At 74.4% G+C, this 21,733-nt stretch carries 20 protein-coding genes; 11 read left to right on the top strand and 9 right to left on the bottom strand.

The window, feature by feature from the left end; all coding sequences use genetic code 11:
* Nucleotides 1-66: 66 nt before the first annotated feature.
* The 4 genes from ACZ402_RS12400 to ACZ402_RS12385 form a co-directional block, all read right to left on the bottom strand.
* The gene (locus tag ACZ402_RS12400) at nucleotides 67-2,112 is read right to left on the bottom strand and encodes an ABC transporter ATP-binding protein/permease (protein ID WP_375825370.1); all 2,046 of its coding nucleotides are present in this window, start codon (nucleotides 2,110-2,112) and stop codon (nucleotides 67-69) included.
* Nucleotides 2,109-3,398: a peptidoglycan-binding protein gene (locus tag ACZ402_RS12395; protein WP_375825368.1), complete on the bottom strand. Its 1,290-nt coding sequence runs from the start codon at nucleotides 3,396-3,398 to the stop codon at nucleotides 2,109-2,111. Before ACZ402_RS12395 ends, ACZ402_RS12400 begins: the two co-directional genes overlap by 4 nt.
* Nucleotides 3,395-4,237: a hypothetical protein gene (locus ACZ402_RS12390; RefSeq protein ID WP_375825367.1), complete on the bottom strand. Its 843-nt coding sequence runs from the start codon at nucleotides 4,235-4,237 to the stop codon at nucleotides 3,395-3,397. Before ACZ402_RS12390 ends, ACZ402_RS12395 begins: the two co-directional genes overlap by 4 nt.
* A gap of 386 nt (nucleotides 4,238-4,623) precedes the next feature.
* Complete coding sequence (locus ACZ402_RS12385; protein WP_375825366.1) at nucleotides 4,624-5,109, bottom strand: DUF6328 family protein; 486 nt, start codon at nucleotides 5,107-5,109, stop codon at nucleotides 4,624-4,626.
* A 92-nt stretch (nucleotides 5,110-5,201) separates the two neighbouring features.
* Here ACZ402_RS12385 and ACZ402_RS12380 point away from each other — a divergent pair, with 92 nt between their 5' ends.
* Nucleotides 5,202-5,942: a PAS and ANTAR domain-containing protein gene (locus tag ACZ402_RS12380; RefSeq protein WP_375825365.1), complete on the top strand. Its 741-nt coding sequence runs from the start codon at nucleotides 5,202-5,204 to the stop codon at nucleotides 5,940-5,942.
* Between the two features lie 69 nt (nucleotides 5,943-6,011).
* Here ACZ402_RS12380 and ACZ402_RS12375 read toward each other — a convergent pair whose 3' ends face one another.
* From ACZ402_RS12375 to ACZ402_RS12365, 3 genes are all read right to left on the bottom strand, one after another.
* Nucleotides 6,012-6,827, bottom strand: coding sequence for a GAF and ANTAR domain-containing protein (locus tag ACZ402_RS12375; RefSeq protein ID WP_375825364.1), 816 nt, complete (start codon nucleotides 6,825-6,827; stop codon nucleotides 6,012-6,014).
* A 323-nt stretch (nucleotides 6,828-7,150) separates the two neighbouring features.
* On the bottom strand, nucleotides 7,151-8,011 hold the full coding sequence (locus tag ACZ402_RS12370) for an SDR family oxidoreductase (RefSeq protein ID WP_375825363.1): 861 nt from the start codon (nucleotides 8,009-8,011) through the stop codon (nucleotides 7,151-7,153).
* A 37-nt stretch (nucleotides 8,012-8,048) separates the two neighbouring features.
* On the bottom strand, nucleotides 8,049-8,801 hold the full coding sequence (locus ACZ402_RS12365; RefSeq protein WP_375825362.1) for a PAS and ANTAR domain-containing protein: 753 nt from the start codon (nucleotides 8,799-8,801) through the stop codon (nucleotides 8,049-8,051).
* Between the two features lie 104 nt (nucleotides 8,802-8,905).
* Between ACZ402_RS12365 and ACZ402_RS12360 the strand changes: the two genes are divergently transcribed.
* The 5 genes from ACZ402_RS12360 to ACZ402_RS12340 all read left to right on the top strand — a co-directional run bounded on the left by ACZ402_RS12360 (nucleotide 8,906) and on the right by ACZ402_RS12340 (nucleotide 12,021).
* On the top strand, nucleotides 8,906-10,237 hold the full coding sequence (locus ACZ402_RS12360; protein ID WP_375825361.1) for a molybdopterin molybdotransferase MoeA: 1,332 nt from the start codon (nucleotides 8,906-8,908) through the stop codon (nucleotides 10,235-10,237).
* Nucleotides 10,238-10,355: 118 nt separating this feature from the next.
* Nucleotides 10,356-10,838: a cyclic pyranopterin monophosphate synthase MoaC gene (gene moaC, locus ACZ402_RS12355; protein WP_375825359.1), complete on the top strand. Its 483-nt coding sequence runs from the start codon at nucleotides 10,356-10,358 to the stop codon at nucleotides 10,836-10,838.
* The gene (gene mobA / locus ACZ402_RS12350; RefSeq protein ID WP_375825358.1) at nucleotides 10,835-11,491 is read left to right on the top strand and encodes a molybdenum cofactor guanylyltransferase; all 657 of its coding nucleotides are present in this window, start codon (nucleotides 10,835-10,837) and stop codon (nucleotides 11,489-11,491) included. Before moaC ends, mobA begins: the two co-directional genes overlap by 4 nt.
* Nucleotides 11,488-11,781: a DUF6457 domain-containing protein gene (locus ACZ402_RS12345; protein WP_375825357.1), complete on the top strand. Its 294-nt coding sequence runs from the start codon at nucleotides 11,488-11,490 to the stop codon at nucleotides 11,779-11,781. Before mobA ends, ACZ402_RS12345 begins: the two co-directional genes overlap by 4 nt.
* Nucleotides 11,782-11,784: 3 nt before the next feature.
* Nucleotides 11,785-12,021: a MoaD/ThiS family protein gene (locus tag ACZ402_RS12340; protein WP_375825356.1), complete on the top strand. Its 237-nt coding sequence runs from the start codon at nucleotides 11,785-11,787 to the stop codon at nucleotides 12,019-12,021.
* An 89-nt stretch (nucleotides 12,022-12,110) separates the two neighbouring features.
* Here the strand turns inward: ACZ402_RS12340 and ACZ402_RS12335 are convergent, their stop codons facing one another.
* Nucleotides 12,111-12,620 carry a MogA/MoaB family molybdenum cofactor biosynthesis protein gene (locus ACZ402_RS12335; protein WP_375825354.1) on the bottom strand — a complete coding sequence of 170 codons (510 nt, stop codon included), beginning with the start codon at nucleotides 12,618-12,620 and terminating at the stop codon, nucleotides 12,111-12,113.
* A 261-nt stretch (nucleotides 12,621-12,881) separates the two neighbouring features.
* Between ACZ402_RS12335 and ACZ402_RS12330 the strand changes: the two genes are divergently transcribed.
* The 5 genes from ACZ402_RS12330 to ACZ402_RS12310 all read left to right on the top strand — a co-directional run bounded on the left by ACZ402_RS12330 (nucleotide 12,882) and on the right by ACZ402_RS12310 (nucleotide 21,036).
* Nucleotides 12,882-16,832: a nitrate reductase subunit alpha gene (locus ACZ402_RS12330; RefSeq protein WP_375825353.1), complete on the top strand. Its 3,951-nt coding sequence runs from the start codon at nucleotides 12,882-12,884 to the stop codon at nucleotides 16,830-16,832.
* Between the two features lie 85 nt (nucleotides 16,833-16,917).
* Entirely contained in the window at nucleotides 16,918-18,777 is a 1,860-nt protein-coding gene (narH, locus tag ACZ402_RS12325; RefSeq protein ID WP_375825352.1) for a nitrate reductase subunit beta, read from the top strand.
* Entirely contained in the window at nucleotides 18,774-19,529 is a 756-nt protein-coding gene (gene narJ, locus ACZ402_RS12320) for a nitrate reductase molybdenum cofactor assembly chaperone (protein WP_375825350.1), read from the top strand. The genes narH and narJ overlap by 4 nt, the downstream gene beginning before the upstream one ends.
* Entirely contained in the window at nucleotides 19,526-20,284 is a 759-nt protein-coding gene (narI, locus tag ACZ402_RS12315; RefSeq protein ID WP_375825348.1) for a respiratory nitrate reductase subunit gamma, read from the top strand. Before narJ ends, narI begins: the two co-directional genes overlap by 4 nt.
* Before the next feature lie 185 nt (nucleotides 20,285-20,469).
* Nucleotides 20,470-21,036 carry a DoxX family protein gene (locus ACZ402_RS12310; RefSeq protein ID WP_375825346.1) on the top strand — a complete coding sequence of 189 codons (567 nt, stop codon included), beginning with the start codon at nucleotides 20,470-20,472 and terminating at the stop codon, nucleotides 21,034-21,036.
* Nucleotides 21,037-21,227: 191 nt separating this feature from the next.
* On the opposite strand, the gene ACZ402_RS12305 is transcribed toward ACZ402_RS12310, so the two are convergent.
* Complete coding sequence (locus ACZ402_RS12305) at nucleotides 21,228-21,716, bottom strand: GNAT family N-acetyltransferase (protein WP_375825345.1); 489 nt, start codon at nucleotides 21,714-21,716, stop codon at nucleotides 21,228-21,230.
* Between the last annotated feature and the right edge of the window lie 17 nt (nucleotides 21,717-21,733).

The following is a 21,733-nucleotide window of genomic DNA, read 5'->3' as shown; positions in this document are numbered from 1 at the left end:
CCCCCGGGTCGAGATAGCGATCGGCGGTCGCTATCTCGGTCGGGGGTCGCTATCTCGGCGACGGGGTCACACCCGGAGCGCCTCGCTCGGCTGGATGCGGCGCGCGCGCAGGGAGGCCGCTACCCCGCCGAGCACCCCCACGACGACGCCACCCGCGACCGCGACCGGGACGTGTCCCAGGTCGAGGACAGGTGTCCAGCGTCGGGCGATGGTGATCGCCAGCAGGGCAGCGACCCCGGTGGCCGCGCCCGCGACGCCACCGACGACGCCGACGAGCGCGGCCTCCGTCATGACGAGGCGGCTCACGTGGCGCGCCTGGGCGCCGATCGCGCGCCGCATCCCGATCTCCCGGGAGCGTTCGAGCACGGACATCGTCATCGCGCTCGTCAGCGAGACGACCGAGGCGAGGATCGCGACCCCCGTCAGAACGAGGAGGATCGTGCGGACGTCGTTCTCGATCTCGCCGCGCAGGCCGCGAGGGTCGGGCGGTGCGACGACCTCGAACGCCTCGGGCGTGCTGGGCCGCAGCACGAGCGGGGCCTGCGCCGCGACCTGCTGGGCGGCGCCGGTCGCGGTGAAGACGTAGACCTCGTGCTCCGCGGCGGGTCGCAGCGCGGCCGCGACGTCGACGGGCACGAGGACCGCCTGGATGACGTTCGTGACGCGATAGCCCTCGTCGACGATGCCGCGCACCACGAACGACCGCCCGTCGAGCACGACCTGCGGTCGGGCGCTGAGCGGCCCGAGACCGAGCCGGTCGGCGATCGCCCGCCCGAGCAGCGCCTCGCCGTCTCCGAGCGGGCCCGCCGTCCCGCCCGACCAGTCGACGCCGAGCTCCGCGGCCTGGTCGATGCCGTCGCCGACGCCGAGCAGGAAGGCGTCCGGCACGCTGGCGGCCTCGCCCGGCAGGGCGACCGTCATCATCCCGTTCCGGGACACGAGCGCCGCGGCGTCCACACCGGGCAGGTCCGCGAGCCGGGCGACGGCCTCCTCGGGCACGCCCGGCTCGGTCCCGTCGACGACGACGGGCTGCCCTGCCTCGGCAGCGGTGAAGGGCATCGTCAGGGTCACGGCCCGGTTGAGCCGTGCGTCGAACCGCTCGGAGACCTGGGCCTGCGCCGACGCCGAGAGCCCGACCGTCGTCAGGGCCAGGGCCACCCCGACCGCGACGGAGGCCGCGAGCGTGGCGGTGCGCCCGCGTCGGGAGGCGACGGACGCCGCCGCGTCACGCACCACCGTGCGGAACCCGACCCGGGGTCGTGCCCGACGTCGGCCCTCACCATCGCCCGATCCCGTGACCTCCGGCGGCGGGCCGGTGAGCGGGAGGTCGATGCTCGCGGCGGACGTGCTCGCGGGGGCGGTACTCGCGCCCGCGCCCGCGCCGCTGCCGGTGACGACGCCGCCCGTGACGACGCTGCCGGGTTCGAGGGCGCCGGTGCCGCCCGTGTCCGTGACGATGAGGCCGTCGCGCACGACGAGGCGCCGCTGCGCGCGAGCCGCGATCTCCGGCGAGTGGGTGACGAGCACGACCGTCGTGCCGGTGCGGTGCAGGTCGGTGAGGAGCTCCAGCACGGACTCCGACGTCGCGGTGTCGAGGTTGCCGGTCGGCTCGTCAGCCACGATCGTCCCGGAACCGACCGAGAGCGCACGCGCGATCGCGACGCGCTGCCGCTGCCCGCCCGACAGGTCGCTGGCGCGGCGGTGCGCGGTCTCCGAGAGCCCGACGCGGTCGAGCGCCTCCAGCGCCCTGAGGCGACGCTCGTCCGCGGGCACACCGGCGTAGAGCATGCCGAGCTCGACGTTGTCCACGACCGTCCGATGGTCCATGAGGTGGAACCCCTGGAACACGAAGCCGAACGTCTCCCCGCGCAGGCGCGCCCGCTCGCCCTCCCCCAGGGACGCGACGTCCCGGCCGTCGAGCCGGTACGTGCCCGAGGTCGGTGCGTCCAGGAGGGCGAGGATGTTGAGGAGCGTCGACTTGCCGCTGCCGGACGGGCCCTCGACGGCGAGGAACTCCCCCGGTCCGATCCACAGGTCGACCCCGCGCAGCGCCTCGACCGGCTGCGCCCCTGGGTACGTCTTGGTGACCCCCGCGAGGTCGAACGTCGTCACTCGACCTTCACCTCGTCGCCCGCCGACAGGGCGTCGGCGACGACGGGTTCGACGGCGCTGGTCCCGCCGAGGCGCCCGAGCTCGCGGACCTCGACCTCGCGGAACGAGCCGTCGGACTCCCGCCGCTGGACGACGGCGGTGCCGTCGGAGTGCACGGCGACGGCACGGGCCGGGACTCGCAGGGCCTCGTCGGCCACCGCGGACACCGTGATCGTCGTGAGCACGTTCGCCCCCAGCCACGTGCTGTCGATCGGCTGCGCCGTCACCAACGGCACCCCGAGCTCGACCGGGGCCGCCTCGTCCCCCGTGGCCGCCGGCGGAGCGGGGATCGCGCCGAGCGTCGCCTCGAGCACCGTGCCGTCGGGGCCGGTGAGCGTAGCCGTCATCCCCTCGCCGAGGACGGGAAGGACCGAGACCGCCACCTTCGCCTGCGCGACGACGGCACCCTGCCCCAGGGTGATCGTCGCGTTCTCGGCCGTGAGCACGTCCCCCACGTTCGGCGTCGCGCCGACGACGGCGGGCAGCGAGCCCGTGACGACGAGCTCGCCGCGCGGCACGACGACGAGCTCGACGGGAGCTGGCACAGCGACGTCGGTCGTTTCGCCAGCCGGCGGGACCGGGTCCGTACCAGCGCCGTCGGCGACGCCCTCCGCCGTGCCATCGCTCCCCGACGGTGAGCCACTGGACGGTACAGGGTCGGTGGGCGACGGCGGCACGTTCTGACCGGACGTCTGCGACTCCTCGGCGGGCCCCTCACGGGTCATCGGTTCGTACCCGATGTCCCGGTACAGGCGACGTACTGCTTGCGCGGTCTGCGGACCGAACTCGCCCAGGCCGCCCACGCGGTAGCCGAGGTCCCGGAGGAAGCGCTGGAGCTGCTCGACGTCCGGGCCCGTCGCTCCCTCGACCAGGTCGCGGTAGTACGGGAACGCCCCGGTGGTGGCGATGACGGGACGGCCGCTGACCTCCAGCACGACAGCACCCGCGCGGAGCTCGGAACCCGCCGGGACTCCGACGGCGGTCACCACGGACTGGTCGCCGCTCCCGGCGGCGACCTGGACGCTCGCCGCCGACTCGCGCACGACGTCCGACCGCGCCGTGATCTGCTCGGACAACGCGCCGAAGGTCACCTCCGCCACGATGTCACCGGGCGGCGGAGGTGCCGCGTTCGCGGCGACCTGCGCCGGGGACTGGAAGCTCGCCGCCGCGAACCACCCGCCCACGAGCCCCCCGACGAGGAGGACGGTCACGACCGCCCCGACGACGACGTGGCGGCGAGGGCTCACCCGACCCCCGCCCCGTCCAGGATCTCCCGGGCCTGCTCCTCGAAGGCGGTCTTGTCCTCGAGCAGCGTGGCCAGCGCGTCCTCGTTCTCCGCCACGACCGTCAGCTGACGCTCCCACTCCGCGTCGTACAGGGCCTGTGCGTACCCAGAACTCTCCCGGCACTCGGCGTCGAACGTCGCGAGCCGGATCTCCTCCGCCTCCTGCTCCGGGGTCTGCTCGTTCGTCTTGCCGTCGTAGATCTCACCGAACGACGCGGCCATCGACATGGTCGGCATCCCCCCGTCCTCGCCGTGCGGGCTCGACGGGAGGTCGGTGAAACCGAGCGGCTGCATGCACGTCACCCACTGCTCGGCCGCCGCCACGACCGCGGGGTCGCGCACGGCATCGAACCCGGACGTGATCCCCATACCGCTCAGGGTGTTGTCGATCCGCATGGCCTCCGGCGGCAGCTCCTTCCGCGCCTCGTCGAGGCACGCGAAGAACTGCTCGCCCTGCTCCGCGGGCCAGGACATCGCCTCCTCGCTCGCGGCCCTGAGGACGGCGGCGTTCGGGTCAGGAGCCCCGCCGTACCCCCACCGCGCGGCCGTCTCGACGTTGAACAGGTGCCGCCCGAAGGGCTGCTCGGTCTCGGAACGCACCGAGACGTCGACCTGCGGACGGCGGTAGTCGTACCCGTTGTCCCGCATGCACGCCTCGGCCAGCACATTCTCGGCCGCGCTGCCGAGGGTGTCGTCGACCCAGTACACGTCCAGGGGCAACGCCCACCGCATCCGGTTCTTCTCACCCTCGACCGGCCCGGTCGCCTCGACCTGCCCTGCAGTCGTTCCCTGAGGCTCCACGGACCCTTGCGGTGCGCTCGGGGCACACCCCGCGACGATCAGGCAGACGACCGCCCCACCGACGAGTCCTGACCACTCTCGACGTACCATCCGACGCTCAACTCCTCGGTTCGGCCGGGCAGTCGGACGTCGCCACCGTCGCTGAGCCGCCAGGCCCCTGGTGCCGCAGTGCGCCAGCAGACCCGCGGTGACCGGGCCCCTGATCGTTCGCCTCATCGCGCCCCCCTGCCCTCGCCCCCTTCCTGAGGGCGGACGCGGCACATCCTGGCAGACCGCCCGGACGTCTCACAAAACGGACCCATCGGGCTCGCTCCGTCTCGGAACGCCCGCCCTCCTCCGCGCAGGGCCCGTGGCCACGCGCGTCCTCGGCTCGTGCCCGCGGCGCCTCAGGGGGCGGTCGTGGCGTCGCGGGCGACGAGGCGCGGGAGGACGAACCAGAGACCGACGAGCAGGACGAGCGCACAGCCGCTCGACCACAGCGCCGCGGTGCGGTTCACGACGACGTCGACCACGAGCAGGACCGTCCCGGTGACGACGAACGCGAGGACGAGCACCCCGACCCGGGCGATGCGGTCGCTCAGGGTGACGAGCGCCGTCTTGCGGTGCTTGCGGAACAGCGCGCGGTGCAGGCTCACGGGCGTGACGAACAGGCCGGTGGACAGCACGGCGAGCGCCACGAGGGTGAGGTAGACGCCGGTCTGGAACGTGTCGAGGTCGCCGAAGCGCTGCTGGAACGGCAGCGTGAGCAGGAAGCCCGTGAGGATCTGCACGCCCATCTGCATGACGCGCAGCTCCTGGAGCAGCTCCGCCCAGTTGCGGTCCGAGCGCTCGTCGGCCGACTCGTCACGTCCGTCGCTGACCTGCGTGGTCATGAGTCCTCCCTCTCGCCGCCCCTGGGATAATCTTCCTTCTGCTGGGGTCAGGAATCGGCTCCGTCCTGCTCGATCTCCGGGGACCCCCATCGATGGACGCTGCCCTGCCCTCCGACGTCGCGGAACCCGACGACGTCGTCCCTCCGGCTCTCGCCGACCTCCTCGCCGCCCTCGGCCCGGGTGACCCCCAGCCGGTCGGACGCTTCCGCGTCGACGTCGCCACGGACACGTGGTGGTGGTCGGACGAGGTGTACGAGATGCACGGCTTCGCGCCGGGCGAGGTCGTCCCGACGACGGCGCTCGTCCTGTCCCACAAGCACCCCGAGGACCGCGAGCGCGTCGCGAGCGAGCTCGCGCACGCGGCGCGCACCGGCGAGCCGTTCGGGTCCATGCACCGCATCGTGGACGCGACGGGCCGGACTCGCACGCTCGCCGTGGCGGCGCAGGGCCGCCGCCTCGACGGCAGGGCCCCGTGGGCGGCCGTCGTGGGGTACTTCGTCGACCTGACGACCGCGCACGAGGAGGCGGCACGGCGCGAGGCGACGGCGTCGATCCGCGCGGCGGACGCGTCGCGCTCGGTGATCGAGCAGGCGAAGGGCGTCCTCATGACGGCGTTCGCGATCGGACCGGACGACGCGTTCGAGCTGCTGCGACGTCGCTCGAACGACGCGAACGTGCCCGTGCGCGAGCTCGCGCGCCGGCTGGTCGCGGGCGTCGTCGACGGGACCGTCGCGGGCGCGGGTGCGCTCCACGAGACCGCCCGGCGTCGCATCGACCTGCTTCTCGAGGATGCGGACGACGACGCGCTCCACCGGCCGTCCGGCCCGTCGTGAGCGTCTAGGCCCCGTCGTGAGCGTCCAGGCCCGCCCCGCGGCACGAGGTGCGCCGGGGGCGGCCACGGCTCAGTCGGTCCCGACCCCCGGGATGCGCCGCGTCTCCACGACCTGGCGCGCGATGTCGACGAGCTTGATGTTCGCGTCCTGGGAGACGCGGCTCATCACCGCGAACGCGCGCCCTGCCGTGAGCGAGTAGCGCTCCATGATGATGCCCTGCGCCTGCCCGATGAGGGTGCGCGTCTGGACGGCGGACTGGAGCTGCTCCTCGGTCCGTGCGGCCGAGATCGCGGCCGCCGCGACGGCGGCGAACGTCGACGCGAGGTGGTGGTCGTCGACCGAGAACGCGTCGGGCGACGTCGAGTACATGTTGAGCGCGCCGTGCGCGTTCTCCGACGTGTAGAGCTGCACGCACAGCATCGACCGGACGCCGAGCTCGCGCACGACCGTGGGCGCCCACAGGGGCCAGCGCGCGTCGGACCCGATGTCGCCGGACTCGACGAGCGCGTGGTCGTGCACCGCGTCGAGGCAGGGCCCTTCCCGGAGCTCGTACTGGAGCGCGTCGCCGCGCGCGACGAGGGGGTCGGACACGGCGGGGCTCTCGATGCGTCCCCGTGTGACGAGCGAGATGCCCGCGGACTCGCACCCGTCCACCATCGAGACGGCGAGCTCGACGACGCGGTCGAGCGTCTGCTGGAGGGTCGGCTCGTCGGCCAGCGCCCGCGCGGCGTCCGCGACGAGCCCGGCGACGCTCTGCTCCTCGACGCCGCCCACGATCTCCGGCGCCCCGGCCACGGCCTCCGCCTGCGGTGCGGGGACGGTGGCTGCCGGACCCGCCGGCATCCCGACCGTGCCCTGCTGGACGCTCTGCTCGATGCTCGTCATCTCGGCCTCCTCACGGGTTCCCCGGCCCCAGCGTAGGCCGCGCTCCCGGCGACCGGTACCCGGGGAGGTGGGCCGCGACGTCGTGCGCGGCCCGCCCACCGGACGTGCCGGAGGCCCCGCCCAGGCAGCGCGCCCGGACGGGTCGGGGGCGGTGGCCGTCTCGCCCGCACAGGGCGTGGCGGCTGGTGTCCCTGGGGCACCGTCGCTCTCGCGGCGGACCCGCCCCCGGGCAGGCGCGGACGCCCGCCCTCCGACCCTCCCGGGCGGGTCGCGGCCCTCGGCCGATCCGTCCGTGGCCCGCACGGGGAGGTCTCTTCGGCGCCCTAGAACACGGGCTTGCCTCCCGTCACCCCGAGGACGGTGCCGGAGACGTAGCTCGCGTCCGTCGGGGAGGCGAGGAAGACGAAGGCCGGCGCGACCTCGGCGGGCTGCCCGGCCCGCCCGAGCGGCGTGTCCTGACCGAACTTCTCGATCTTCTCCTCCGGCTGGGTGGCCGGTTGGAGCGGGGTCCAGATGGGTCCGGGAGCGACCGCGTTGACCCGGACGCCCCGTGGCCCGAGCTCGGCGGCGAGGTTGACCGTGAGGTTGTTGATCGCGGCCTTGGTCGACGCGTAGTCGAGCAGCGACGTCGAGGGCTGGTAGGCCTGGATGGACGAGTTGTTGACGATCGCCGCCCCCTCCCCCAGGTGCTCGAGCGCCGACTGGGTGATCCAGAGCAGCGCGTAGAGGTTCGTCTTGAGGACGCGGTCGATCTCCTCGGTCGTGACGTCCTCGATCGACTCGCGCCGCGCCATCTGGAACCCGGCGTTGTTGACGAGGACGTCGAGCCCGCCGAGCTCCTCGACGGCGCGCCCGGGCAGGCCGCGGGCGGTCGCCTCGTCGGTCAGGTCGCCGGGCAGGAGCGCGCACGTGCGGCCCGCCTCACGGACCCAGCGCGCGGTCTCCTCGGCGTCCTCCTGCTCCTCGGGCAGGTAGCCGATCGCGACGTCCGCACCCTCGCGCGCGTAGGCGATCGCGACGGCGCGGCCGATGCCCGAGTCGCCGCCCGTCACGAGCGCGCGCAGGCCCTCGAGCCGCCCGCTCCCCCGGTACGACTCCTCGCCGTGGTCGGGCACCGGGTCCATGGGCCTCGTGAGGCCGGGCGGCTCCTGCTGCTGGGCCGGGAAGGCGGTCTCGTCCGTCATGTCGTCCCTCCGTTCCGTCGGGGTCCTCTGCTCCGGCTCACGAGCGCGCGGGCTCGCGGCGGCGGGCGAGCTGGGCGTCGTGCGCGCGGGGCCGGGCGACCGGGCGCACGGCGGCGAGCGCCCCCGCGACCGTCGCCTCGGCCGTCGGGCCCACCCCGCCGGCCTTGCTCAGCGCGCGCATGACCTGCGCCGCCGTCTCCTGGACCGGGACTCCGGCCTCGCCCGCGGCCTCGGCGAGGAGCTGGCCGGCCGCGACGTCGTCGACGCCGTGCACGGCCATGAGCACGCCCTTGACCTGCTCGACGGCGGCCTGGCTGACGAACGCGCGCGTCACGGCGCGCTGCGACTCGCGCTCCAGCGCCTCCTTGTGGGTCGGGCTGACGTCCACGACGTAGCCCGCGATCTCGACGACGCGACCGCGGGCGTCCCGGCGGCCCTGGCCCGTCACGACGACCGAGCGGGCCTTGCCGTGCCCGTCGACGATGCGGTGCGCGCACGAGAAGGGGCGGCCGGAGCGGATCGCGTCCGTCGCGGCGCGGACGACGCGGGCCCGGTCGTCGGGGTGCTTGCGCGAGCGCAGCGCGTCCAGGCTCGGCTCGACGTCCCCTGGCGTCCAGCCGTGCATCGTGTACACCTCGTCCGACCACCACCAGGTCCCGGTGCCGAGCTCGACGCGGTACTGCCCCACGAGCAGGTGCGTGCCCACGGCGAGCACCTCGGCGAGGGCTGCGGGGCGCACGGGAGCGGTCTGCTCGGGGCTGGGGATGGTGGTCGCGGAGATCGAGGCCATGGTGTCCTCCCAAGGTTCGGGGGGCTGCGGGCCGCTTCATGACTCCGCCTCCAACCTAGCCCACTCGTCCGGAGTCGGCACCCGGGCTCCGCTACGGTGCGGGCATGACCCGCGAGCCGCGCCGGACGATCGCCCAGCACGCCGACGACGCGCTCGCGCTCGTCCGCCCGACGCCGTCGACGGACGTCCCGCTCGAGGGCGCGGTCGGGGCGGTCCTCGCGGCCGACGTCGTCTCGACGCTGGACGCGCCCGCGTTCGACGCGTCCGCGATGGACGGGTACGCGGTGCGGTCGGCCGACGTGGCCGGGGCCGCGACCGGCTCGCCCGTCGCGCTGCGCGTGGTCGGCGACGTCGCGGCGGGAGCACCGGGGCTCGACGCCCTCCTCGGGGCCGGCGAGGCGGTCCGGATCATGACCGGGGCGCCGGTGCCGCGCGGCGCCGACCTCGTGGTCCCGGTCGAGCGCACGTCGACCGGGCGGTTCACGCCGGGGGCGCCGGGAAGCGGCCCGGTGACGGTCGAGGTCCATGACGCGTCGCGCAGCAACGTGCGGGCGCAGGGCGAGGACGTGCGCCGCGGGGACGTGGTCCTCGAGGCGGGGGCCGTGCTGACGGCGCGGCACGTCTCGGTCGCGGCGTCCGCGGGGCACGCGACCGTGCGCGTGCACCGCGCGCCGCGCGTCGCGGTGCTGTCCACGGGCAGCGAGCTCGTCGCGCCGGGGACGGCGCCGGGTCCGGGCCGGATCCCTGACTCCAACTCGGTCCTGCTCGCCGCATCGGCGCGCACGGCCGGGGCGCGCGTCGTGCGGCGGGGCGCGGTCGGCGACACGGCCGCCGCGCTCGTCGCGGCACTCGACGACCTGCTGGGTGCGTTCGACGGCGCCCCGCCCGACCTCCTCGTCAGCACGGGCGGGGTGAGCGCGGGCGCGTTCGACGTCGTGCGCGAGGTCCTGGACCCCGCGACGCGCGCCGGGACGGCGTGGGAGGGCGCGGTCGACGACGCACGGCTCGTCGCCGTCGGGATGCAGCCCGGCAAGCCGCAGGGCCTCGCGCGGTGGCGCGGCGTCCCGTGGCTCGCGCTGCCCGGCAACCCGGTGAGCGCGTTCGTGTCGTTCGAGCTGTTCGCCCGGCCGGTCCTCGACCGCCTCCGGGGCGTCCCCGGCACGGGCCGCGCGCTCGTGGAGCGCGTCGCCGCGGAGGGCTGGTCGTCGCCGTCCGGGCGCGAGCAGCTCGTGCTCGTGCGGCACACCTCGCCCGACGGCGCCCGCGTCGTCCCCGCGGGCCGGCACCGCGACCGCGGGGCGGACCCCGCGGAGGCGCGAGGTTCCGGCTCGCACCGCGTGAGCGCGCTCGCGCACGCCGACGCGCTCGCCGTGGTCGGCGCGGACGTCACGTCGGTCGAGCCCGGCGACGCCGTCCGGGTCCTGCTCCTGGACTGACCGCCGGGCCCCTCCGCATGCACGGCGGTGGCCTCGATCCGCACGCGCCGGCCTGCCGGGACGCACGAGGGTCCTCCGACCCGTCCGCGCGCCGGGGCGCGCGTGCGAGAGTGGCGCCATGAGCCCCACGCACGACTTCACGCACCTCGACGAGCGCGGCCACGCCCGCATGGTCGACGTCACCGCCAAGCAGCCCACCGTCCGCTCCGCGACGGCGACCGGCGTCGTGCGGTGCTCGCCGCAGATCGTCGCGGCGCTGCGCGACGGCACCGTCCCCAAGGGCGACGTGCTCGCCGTCGCGCGCATCGCGGGCATCGCGGGCGCCAAGCGCACGGCCGAGCTGCTGCCGCTCGCGCACGTCATCGGGGTGCACGGCGCGGTCGTCGACCTCGTCGTGGGCGACCACGGCGTCGACGTCACCGCGACCGTGCGCACCGCCGACCGCACGGGCGTCGAGATGGAGGCGCTCACCGCCGTGGCGGTCGCGGGGCTCGCGGTCGTCGACATGGTCAAGGGGCTCGACAAGTCCGTCGAGCTCACGGACGTGCGCCTCGTCGCCAAGACCGGGGGCAAGTCCGGCGACTGGCACCGCGAGCCGTGACCGGGCCCCGCCCGGCGTTCGTCTTCGACGCCGTCGTGCTGGCCGGGGGTCGTGCCGAGCGGCTGGGGACGCCCAAGCCGGGCGTCGTCGTCGGGGGCCGTCCGCTGCTGGAGCACGCGCTCGCGGCGACGGCCGGCGCGGCGCGGACCGTCGTCGTCGGGCCGGACGAGCTCGCCGACCCCGCCCGCTACGCGCTGACGCGCGAGGACCCGCCCTTCGGAGGACCCGTCGCCGGCATCGCGGCCGGGCTGGGCGCCCTGCCCGGACCCGACGACGGCGGCGCGCCCTGGGTGCTCGTCCTCGCGTGCGACGTCCCCCGGGCCGCGGAGGCGGTGCCCGCGCTGCTCGCTGCGGCGCGCCGCCGGGCGGACGAGGTGGCCGTGCACGCGGTGCGCGGCGGGCGCGACCAGTGGCTCGTGGGGCTCTACGAGCGCGCGGCGCTCCAGGGCGCGCTCGCCGCCCTGCCCGCGGTGCACGGTGCGTCGGTGCGCCGCCTGCTCGCCGGGCTGCCCGCGCTCGCCGTCCCCGACGAGGACGGCGCCACCGACGACGTCGACACGTGGGAGGATGCCCGCGAGCAGGACCGCCGCCTGGGCGCGGGTGCGGTACCGGAGCCCGACGACACCCCGGACGACAGCAGGAGGCCACGATGACGAACCTCGAGCGCTGGGTCGACGCGCTGGCGAGCGACCTCGACCTCGACCCTCAGGTGGTGGACATCGGCGCGATCCTCGACCTCGCACGCGACGCCGCGCACGGCATCGAGCGTCCCGCCGCGCCCCTCACGACGTTCGTCGCGGGCTACGTCGCCGGCCTCGCCGCGCACGACGGGTCGGGCCGCAGCGTGCAGGACGTCCTCGACCGCGCCGCCGCGCTCGCGCTCGCGTGGACGCCGGAGCCCGAGCTGCCCGGCACCGCGGCGCCGGCCGAGACGCAGGACTGAGAGATGGTGACCGTCCGCTACTTCGCCGGGGCGCGCGAGGCCGCCGGCACGGAGACGGAGAGCGTCGACGCGACGACGGTCGGCGAGCTGCAGGCCGCGCTCGTCGCCCGGCACGCCGCCCTCGCGGACGTGCTGCCCCGCTGCTCGCTCCTCGTCGGCGGCGTGCGCGCGTCGAGCGACGACACCCCGCTCGTCCCGGACCAGCCGGTCGACGTGCTCCCACCCTTCGCGGGCGGCTGACCCGGCCCGTGCCGAGCAGGCGATCGGGGTCCGTCACGCTCCCCGGACCCGCCAGGACCACCTGCTCGGCCGGGAGGATCGCCGGGTCGTCAGTGGTCGGCGCCGTCGAGCTGCGCGAGCACGTGCGGCAGGAGCGGCTCGAGGACGGCCCAGCCGTCGCGCACGCCGCCCGTCGAGCCGGGCAGGTTCACGACGAGCGCCCGGCCCTGCGGTCCTGACGCGATCCCCGCGAGACCCCGCGACAGCACGGCCGCGGGCACGTGCGCCGCTCCCCGCCGGCGCAGCTCCTCCGCGATGCCGGGGACCTCCTGCGCCAGGGCCTCGCGCGTCCCCTCGGGCGTGAGGTCGCGCGGCCCGACGCCGGTCCCGCCGGTCGTGAGCACGACGCGCGCTCCCCCGGCCACGGCCCGGGCGACGGCGTCGCGCACGGAGGCGACGCCGTCGGGCACGAGGTCCGTGACGACCGCCCAGCCCGCCGACCCGAGGAGCCCCGCCAGGAGCGGGCCCGAGCGGTCCTCCGCCTCGCCGCGCGAGCAGCGGTCGGACACGGTGACGACGACGACGGTCGCGTCCGCGGCCGGTCCGGTGGGTGCGCTCATGGCGCCACGGTAGCGACCCGCGTGGCCGGACCGGGCGCGGCGTCGGGCGGGATGTCGGACGGCGCGTCGGACGGGGGCGCGCTCGGCGCGCGCGATCCGCCCGTTCTGGGCATAGTGGCTGTGGACCGACCCCCGCCGTCCCTGCTCGCCCCAGGAGGCCCGCATGTCGTACGTGTTCGTGCCGTCAGCGTCGCCGGTGCGCGGACCCTCGCGGCCGCTGAGTTCCCGGCCCTCCGCGACGGTCGGCGGCGGGAGCGCGGCATGACGACGACGGCGGACGGCCCGGTCGAGGACGCGCTGCTGCGGCTCGGCAAGCACCTGCGGCGCGGGAAGGTGTCGGACGACCTGCGGCAGGTGTTCCTGACCGGCGGGCGCCAGGGCGACGTGTTCTACCGCGACCGCTGGTCCCACGACAAGGTCGTGCGCTCCACCCACGGCGTGAACTGCACCGGGTCCTGCTCCTGGAAGGTCTACGTCAAGGACGGCATCATCACCTGGGAGACCCAGCAGACCGACTACCCCTCCGTCGGCCCCGACTCCCCCGAGTACGAACCCCGCGGCTGCCCCCGCGGCGCCGCGTTCTCCTGGTACACCTACTCCCCCACCCGCGTGCGCTACCCCTACGTCCGCGGCACCCTCCTGGACGCCTACCGCGCCGCCCGCGCCGCCACCGGCGACCCCGTCCTGGCCTGGGAGCGCCTCACCACCGACCCCGAGACCGCGCGGCGCTACAAGTCCGCGCGCGGCAAGGGCGGGCTCGTGCGCGCGTCGTGGGACGAGGCCGCCGAGATCGTCGCCGCCGCCCACGTCCACACCATCAAGGCCTACGGACCCGACCGCGTCGCCGGGTTCTCCCCCATCCCCGCGATGTCCATGGTGTCCCACGGCGTCGGGGCCCGGTTCGTGCAGATGCTCGGCGGCACGATGCTCTCGTTCTACGACTGGTACGCCGACCTCCCGGTCGCGTCCCCGCAGGTGTTCGGCGACCAGACCGACGTCCCCGAGTCCGCCGACTGGTGGAACTCCACCTACTGCATCATGTGGGGCTCCAACGTCCCGGTCACCCGCACGCCGGACGCCCACTTCATGACCGAGGCCCGCTACCGCGGCCAGAAGGTCGTCGTCGTCTCCCCCGACTACGCCGACAACACCAAGTTCGCCGACGAGTGGCTCGCGCCGCACCCGGGGACGGACGGCGCCCTCGCCCAGGCGATGGGCCACGTCATCCTCACCGAGCACTACGCGCAGCGCCGCACCCCGCAGTTCGCCGAGTACGCGGCGCGCTTCACCGACCTCCCGAACCTCGTCGTCCTCGACGAGCACGGCGACGGGTACGGGAACCCCGACGACCGGCCGGTCGCCACGTACGTCCCGGGGAAGTTCCTCACCGCGGCGGACCTGCCCGACGGCGTCGGGCGCCCGGGCGACGACGACGCCGCCTCCTCGAACGCCCGCTTCAAGACCGTCGTGCTCGACGCCGACGGCACTCCGCGCGTCCCGAACGGCAGCCTCGGCCACCGCTACGGCGAGGCCGACGCGGGTCGCTGGAACCTCGACCTCGGCGACATCGACCCGCTGCTCTCGGTCGCCGACCCGCACGGCGTCTTCTGGGGCGCGCCCCAGGCGGCCCCGACCCGCGACTCCGTCGCCGAGCGCCCGCCGTCGGCCGACCAGGGCTCTCCCTCGGCGGACCAGGGCTCTCCCTCGCGGAACCAGGGCTCTCCCTCGGCAGATCTCACGTACGAGACGGTCGCCGTCGCGCTGCCGCGGTTCGACCTCGACCCGGCGCCCGGCGACGAGGCCGCCGCGCACCTGGGCGGCGCGGGCGTCGTCGTGCGCGGGGTCCCGGCCCGCCGGGTCGGTGGGCGGCTCGTCACGACGGTGCTGGACCTGCTGCTCGCGCAGTACGGCGTGGACCGCCCGGAGCTCGGCCTGCCGGGCGAGTGGCCCGCGGGCTACGACGACGACGCGTCGCCCGCGACGCCCGCGTGGCAGGAGCGGTTCACGGGGGTGCCCGCGGCGGCGGCCGAGCGCATCGGGCGCGAGTTCGCGCAGAACGCGCTGGACTCGGGCGGTCGCTCGATGATCATCATGGGTGCGGGCACCAACCACTGGTTCCACTCCGACACGATCTACCGCGCGATGCTCGCGCTGACGACGCTCACCGGCTGCCAGGGCGTGAACGGCGGCGGGTGGGCGCACTACGTGGGGCAGGAGAAGTGCCGCCCGGTGACCGGGTGGGCGCAGTACGCGGGCGGCCTCGACTGGTCGCGCCCGCCGCGCCAGATGATCGGCACGGCGTTCTGGTACCTCGCGACGGACCAGTGGCGGTACGACGGCCTGCCCGCGGACGCGCTGGCGTCGCCGCTCGCGCAGGGTCAGTTCTCGGGTCGCACCACGGCGGACACGCTCGTCGAGTCGGCGCAGCGCGGCTGGATGCCGAGCTTCCCGACGTTCGACCGCAACCCCCTCGACCTCGTGGACGAGGCGCGCGCGGCGGGCAAGGAGCCCGCGCAGCACGTGGTCGACGAGCTCAAGGCCGGGACGCTCCGGTTCGCGTGCGAGGACCCGGACGACCCGGCGAACTTCCCGCGTGTCGTGACGGTGTGGCGCGCGAACATCCTCGGGTCGTCGGGCAAGGGCAACGAGTACTTCCTCAAGCACCTGCTCGGGACCGACGCCGCGGTCAACGCGGCGGAGTCGAGCCCGGAGCGCCGCCCGCGGTCGATGACCTGGCGGGACGAGGCGCCACAGGGGAAGCTCGACCTGCTCGTCACGCTCGACTTCCGCATGACGTCGACGACGCTGTTCTCGGACGTCGTGCTGCCGGCGGCCACGTGGTACGAGAAGCACGACCTGTCCTCCACGGACATGCACCCGTTCGTGCACTCGTTCAACCCGGCGATCAGCCCGCCGTGGCAGACGCGCACCGACTTCGACATCTTCCACGCGCTGGCGGGGAAGGTGTCCGAGCTCGCGGTGACGCACCTCGGGGTCCGGGAGGACCTCGTCGCCGCGCCGCTCGCGCACGACACCCCGGACGAGATGGCGGTCCCGCACGGCGCGCTCACCGACTCGGGCCTGCCCGTGACGGAGCGCGAGCTCGTGCCGGGCGTGACGATGCCGAAGCTCGTGGTGGTCGAGCGGGACTACCCGGCGTTCGCGGCCCGGATGGCGTCGCTCGGTCCGCTCACGGAGAAGGCGGGCATGGTCACCAAGGGCGTGCACTTCTCGCCCGCGCCCGAGGTCGCCGACCTCGGCCGCCGCAACGGTCTCGTCCAGGACGGACCGACGGCCGGGCGCCCGCGCCTGGACCGGGACACGCACGCGTGCGAGATGATCCTCGCGCTGTCGGGCACGACGAACGGCCGGCTCGCGGTGCAGGGGTTCGAGCACGTCGAGCAGCGCACGGGCACCCGGCTCGCGGACCTCGCGCTCGACGAGCAGGGCAAGCGCGTGACGTTCCCGGACGTGCAGTCGCGCCCGACGCCGGTCATCACCTCTCCCGAGTGGTCCGGGTCCGAGCACGGGGGCCGCCGGTACTCGGCGTTCGTCGTCAACGTGGAGCGGCTCAAGCCGTGGCACACGCTCACGGGGCGCCAGCACCTCTACCTCGACCACGACTGGATGATCGAGCTCGGCGAGCACATGCCGATCTTCCGGCCGCCGCTCGACATGCACCGCCTGTTCGGCGACTCGCCGGTCGTGGGCGACACGTCGCCGTCGGGCTACCCCGCCTCCGGCGGTCATGCCGAGGTCGCGGTGCGGTACCTCACGCCGCACAACAAGTGGTCGATCCACTCGGAGTACCAGGACAACCTCTTCATGCTGTCCCTGTCCCGGGGCGGCCCGAACGTCTGGATGTCGCCCGCCGACGCCGCCAAGATCGGGGTCGCGGACAACGAGTGGATCGAGGCGTACAACCGCAACGGCGTGGTCGTGGCGAGGGCGGTGGTCAGCCACCGGATGCCCGAGGGCACCGTGTACATGCACCACGCGACGGACCGCACGATCGACGTCCCGCTCGCGGAGACGTCCGGGCTCCGTGGCGGCATCCACAACTCGCTCACGCGCATCCTGCTCAAGCCGACGCACCTCGCGGGCGGCTACGCCCAGCTCTCCTACGCGTTCAACTACCTGGGACCCACGGGGAACCAGCGCGACGAGATGACCGTCATCCGCCGACGCAGCCAGGAGGTGCGGTACTCGTGACGCTCGTGACACTCGTGACCCGGACCGGAACAGCGCGGGGCCCGGCGGCGGGCAGGCAGTCGTCGGCGTGGGAGGGGGTGGCGTCGTGCGGGTGATGGCGCAGATGTCGATGGTGATGAACCTGGACAAGTGCATCGGGTGTCACACGTGCTCGGTCACGTGCAAGCAGGCCTGGACCAACCGCACCGGGGTCGAGTACGTGTGGTTCAACAACGTCGAGACCCGCCCCGGCCTGGGCTACCCCCGCACCTACCAGGACCAGGACCGCTGGCAGGGCGGGTGGGTGCGGACCAAGAAGGGCAAGCTCAAGCTGCGCGCCGGGGGCCGGTTGAAGAAGCTCGCCACGATCTTCTCCAACCCCGTCCTGCCCTCGATCCACGACTACTACGAACCGTGGACGTATGAGTACGACATGCTGCTCTCGGCCCCCCAGGGCGCCCACACCCCCGTCGCCAGGCCGAAGTCGCTGCTCACGGGCAAGGACATGAACATCTCCTGGTCGGCGAACTGGGACGACGACCTCGCCGGGTCCACCACCACCATGGCCGACGACCCGGTCCTGCAGCACATGTCCGAGCACGTCGCGACCGAGCTCGACAAGACGTTCATGTTCTACCTGCCCCGCATCTGCGAGCACTGCCTCAACCCCGCCTGCGTCGCGTCCTGCCCGTCGGGCGCCATGTACAAGCGCGCCGAGGACGGCATCGTGCTCGTGGACCAGGACCAGTGCCGGGGTTGGCGCATGTGCGTCACCGGCTGCCCCTACAAGAAGGTCTACTTCAACCACAAGACCGGCAAGGCCGAGAAATGCACCCTGTGCTACCCCCGCATCGAGGTCGGCCTGCCCACCGTGTGCTCCGAGACGTGCGTGGGACGCCTGCGCTACCTCGGCCTCGTCCTGTACGACGCCGACAAGGTCACCCAGGCCGCGTCGGTGGAGGACGAGCACGAGCTCCTGGCCTCCCAGCGCGCCGTCTTCCTCGACCCGAACGACCCCGACGTCATCGCCGCCGCGCGCGCCGAGGGGATCCCCGAGGACTGGATCACCGCCGCCCAGCGTTCGCCCATCTGGGACCTCATCACCCGGTACGAGGTCGCCCTGCCCCTGCACCCGGAGTACCGCACCCTGCCCATGGTCTGGTACATCCCACCCCTGTCCCCCGTCGTCGACGTCGTGACCGCCTCCGGCAACGACGGCGAGGACGGACGCACCCTGTTCGCCGCCATCTCGAAGCTACGCATCCCCCTGGAATACCTCGCCGGCCTCTTCACCGCGGGCGACACCGCCCCCGTCGAGAAGGTCCTGCGCCGCCTGGCCGCCATGCGCTCCTACATGCGCGACATCAACCTCGGCCACGACGCCAACGAAGAGACCGCGGCCGCCGTCGGCATGACCGGGCAACAGGTCCAGGACATGTACCGCCTCCTCGCGATCGCGAAGTACGAAGACCGCTACGTCATCCCCACCGCCCACACCGAGATCGCCCGCGAGCTCGACGAGCTGTCATGTTCCCTCGACTACGACGGCGGCCCGGGGATGGGCGGCATGGGCCTGACCGGCGGCGGGCCGTTCGGCGAGACGTCCGGGAGCCCGGTGCCCGTCGCGGTCGAGAACTTCCACGTCCTCCAGTCGCGCCAGACGGCGGACTCCCCGTACGGGCCCTCGACGCCCGGCCGTGTGAACCTCCTCAACTGGGACGGCAACGGCCGCCCGCCCGGGCTCTTCCCGCCGGGCGAGGACGCGACGACCGGCGGGACCGGCGCGGGCACGGGGACCGGCGGCGTCGTCCCCGGGGGGCCCGGCTCGCTGCCCGGGGGTCGGCAGGACGCGCGGCACGACACGATCCCCGGCCCGTCGGCGCCCGGTGGGCCGGTCGGCGGACCGGCGGGCAACCCGGCACAGGAGGACGGGCCCGGCGTCGGGCCCGACGGAGGCACCCGATGAGGACGCGCTCCCTGCTCCCGACCCCGGCGCTGCGCCCCGGGGCGCGACCTCGCGGGCCGCAGCCCGACCACCTGGCCCCCGTCTCGGCGTCGGGCACCCAGCGCCGCACGGCCCACATGGCCGCGTCCGTGCTGCTCGCCTACCCCGACGCGGACGTGCTCGACGCGGCCGTGGCCGTCCGGGCGTCGACGCCCGGGCTGCCCGCACCGGTCCGCGAGCGCCTCGACGCGTTCTGCGACGTGCTGCCGGCGTCCGCGGACGCGCAGGGCCTGCGCGAGCTCCAGGCCCGCTACGTCGCGACGTTCGACCTCAAGCGCAAGTGCTCGATGTACCTGTCGTACTACGCCGCGGGCGACACCCGGCGGCGCGGGACGGCGCTCGTCGCGTTCGTCGAGGCGTACCGGGCCGCGGGCTGGGAGGTCACGGGCTCGGAGCTGCCCGACTACCTGCCGACCGTGCTCGAGTTCTCCGCCCGCACCGAGGGCGACGACGCGACGATCGCGGCGGGGCTGCTCGCCTCGCACCGCGACGGGATCGAGGTGCTGCGCACCGCGCTCGAGAGCATGGCGAGCCCGTGGACCGGGCTGGTCGAGGCGGTGTGCCTCACGCTCCCGCCGCTCGACGAGCGCACGCAGCAGCGGTACGTCGAGCTCGTGACGGCGGGACCGCCCGCCGAGCTCGTGGGGATGGAGCCGTTCGCGCTGGAGCCGTACGGCGCCGGGGCCGGCCGGACCGGAGGTGCGGTGCGATGAGCGGGGTGAGCACGGGCGAGATCCTGCTGTGGGTCGTCTTCCCGTACGTGACGTTCGCGGTGTTCGTCGTGGGGTCGGTCTGGCGGTACCGGTACGACAAGTTCGGCTGGACCACGCGGTCCAGCGAGCTCTACGAGAAGCGGCTCCTGCGGCTCGGCTCCCCGCTCTTCCACTTCGGGCTGCTGTTCGTGATCCTCGGGCACCTCATGGGCCTCGTCATCCCCAAGTCGTGGACGGAGGCGGTGGGCATCAAGGAGGTCGCCTACCACTTCGTCGCCACGTACATGGGGTCGATCGCGGCCGTCGCGCTCGTCGCCGGGCTGCTCATCCTCATCTACCGGCGCCGCACCACCGGTCCCGTCTTCCGCGCGACGACGCGCATGGACAAGACCATGTACGTGTTCCTCGCGGCGTCGATCCTGCTCGGGTCGTGGGCGACCGTGCAGACGCAGCTCCTCGCCGGCGGCCACGGGTACGACTACCGGGAGACGATCTCCCCCTGGTTCCGGTCGCTCTGGTACCTGCAGCCGCAGCCCGCGCTCATGGAAGGCGTGCCCGCGGCCTTCCAGCTCCACATCGTCGCCGCCAACCTGCTCTTCATCCTGTGGCCGTTCACGCGGCTCGTGCACGCGTTCTCCGCGCCCGCGCCCTACCTGTTCCGCCCGTACGTCGTGTACCGGTCGCGCGACGCGTCGGTCGCCGCGCGCGCCCCGCGGCCGGGCTGGGACCCCTCGGAGCGCCCGCGCGGGCGGTGAACCCCGGCGCCGTCGCCGGACCAGGAAGCGCCAGGTCAGCGGCGAGAAACCACCTCGTCGCGTGCAGGACCCGCCGAGCGCCACCGGGTGAAAACGCGACGACGGTGACCACGGGACGCGCCGGCACGCCCTCCTTCCAGGGGCGGTCACCCCGACCGTGACCGTCACCCGGAAGAGGTTCGAGCATGTCCACCACCGCCCCGACGACCGCCGGTCGTCCCCGCGTCGTCCGCCCGTCAGCGTCCTCGACCACGCCCGTCGCCCGTCGCCGCGTCGCCGTCCTGCCCGCGCGGCTGGCCGGCCGCGTCGACGCCGCCGTCGCCGCCACCGCGCGCTTCCTCACGCGCTGGTCCGTCCCCGCGCTGCGCGTCGCCCTCGGCCTCGTGTTCCTCGGGTTCGGCGTCCTGAAGTTCTTCCCCGGCGCGAGCCCGGCGGAGTCGATCGCGGCGCGGACCGTCGAGACGCTCACGTTCGGCCTCGTCGGCGGGACCGCGGCGGTGCTCTTCACCGCGGTCCTCGAGACGTTCATCGGCCTGACCCTCCTCACGGGCCGCCTCCTGCGGGCCGGGCTGGTCGCCCTCGCCGTCGCGATGGCCGGCATCCTGTCGCCGATCGTGCTCTTCGCCGGCGAGCTGTTCGGCCACGGCATGACCCTCCTGGGCCAGTACGTGCTCAAGGACCTCGTGCTGGTCGCCGGCGCTGCCGTCGTGGCGGCCGTCGCCCTCGGTGCCCGGCTGAAGCTCGACGCATGACACCCAGGCGCTCCCACGCCTTCCCCGACCCGACGCACAGGACCCCGTGACCGGCACCGGTCACGGGGTCCTGTCTGTCGGGGCACCGACCACGCCGTCGTGAGGTAGAGCCTCCGGCCGCGACGTAGAACGCGGCGAGCTCTATCTCACGCCCGGAGGTTCTACCTCGGCGGAAGGCGGTCGCGGCTCCGTCAGGCGAGCGCGAGCGTCAGGTACACGCTGTTCGGGTCGTCCGTGTAGTCGGCGAACGGCGCGCACGGCACGAACCCGTGGCGCGCGTAGAGGCGACGCGCAGGGGCAAAGTAGTCCTCCGTACCCGTCTCCAGGCTCACGCGGTCGAGGCCACGGTCGCGCGCGACGTCGAGCAGGTGCGCGAGGACCGTGGCCGCGACGCCCCGACCCCGCGCGGCCGCCGTCGTGCGCATGGACTTGAGCTCGCCCAGCGTCGCGTCGTGCTGCTTGAGCGCGCCGCACCCGAGGAGGCCGCCGTCCGCGGATCGCGCGGTGACGAACGTGATGTCCGACGCGCGCAGCCGCTCCACGTCCAGCGCGTGCACGCTCTCCGGCGGCGACGTCGCGTGCATCTCGTCCAGGTGCTCCTGCAGCAGCGCCAGCACGTCCTCGGCCGTCGGACCCTCGACGGCGACGCGCACGTCCGCCCGGGTCGTCGTCTCGTTCACCCGCCGAGCCTGCCACA

The organism is Cellulosimicrobium sp. NPDC030954 (assembly GCF_055571305.1).
The sequence above is the reverse complement of the archived record's forward strand: the minus strand, read 5'-3'. Positions and strand labels throughout refer to the sequence as shown.

Bases quoted from the DNA above. Each gene is read 5' to 3' on its own strand.
- ACZ402_RS12385 (WP_375825366.1), bottom strand. From the start codon at position 5,109: ATGACCACGCAGGTCAGCGACGGACGTGACGAGTCGGCCGACGAGCGC.
- ACZ402_RS12380 (WP_375825365.1), top strand. From the start codon at position 5,202: ATGGACGCTGCCCTGCCCTCCGACGTCGCGGAACCCGACGACGTCGTC.
- ACZ402_RS12375 (WP_375825364.1), bottom strand. From the start codon at position 6,827: ATGACGAGCATCGAGCAGAGCGTCCAGCAGGGCACGGTCGGGATGCCG.
- ACZ402_RS12370 (WP_375825363.1), bottom strand. From the start codon at position 8,011: ATGACGGACGAGACCGCCTTCCCGGCCCAGCAGCAGGAGCCGCCCGGC.
- ACZ402_RS12365 (WP_375825362.1), bottom strand. From the start codon at position 8,801: ATGGCCTCGATCTCCGCGACCACCATCCCCAGCCCCGAGCAGACCGCT.
- ACZ402_RS12360 (WP_375825361.1), top strand. From the start codon at position 8,906: ATGACCCGCGAGCCGCGCCGGACGATCGCCCAGCACGCCGACGACGCG.
- moaC (WP_375825359.1), top strand. From the start codon at position 10,356: ATGAGCCCCACGCACGACTTCACGCACCTCGACGAGCGCGGCCACGCC.
- ACZ402_RS12345 (WP_375825357.1), top strand. From the start codon at position 11,488: ATGACGAACCTCGAGCGCTGGGTCGACGCGCTGGCGAGCGACCTCGAC.
- ACZ402_RS12340 (WP_375825356.1), top strand. From the start codon at position 11,785: ATGGTGACCGTCCGCTACTTCGCCGGGGCGCGCGAGGCCGCCGGCACG.
- ACZ402_RS12335 (WP_375825354.1), bottom strand. From the start codon at position 12,620: ATGAGCGCACCCACCGGACCGGCCGCGGACGCGACCGTCGTCGTCGTC.
- ACZ402_RS12330 (WP_375825353.1), top strand. From the start codon at position 12,882: ATGACGACGACGGCGGACGGCCCGGTCGAGGACGCGCTGCTGCGGCTC.
- narJ (WP_375825350.1), top strand. From the start codon at position 18,774: ATGAGGACGCGCTCCCTGCTCCCGACCCCGGCGCTGCGCCCCGGGGCG.
- narI (WP_375825348.1), top strand. From the start codon at position 19,526: ATGAGCGGGGTGAGCACGGGCGAGATCCTGCTGTGGGTCGTCTTCCCG.
- ACZ402_RS12310 (WP_375825346.1), top strand. From the start codon at position 20,470: ATGTCCACCACCGCCCCGACGACCGCCGGTCGTCCCCGCGTCGTCCGC.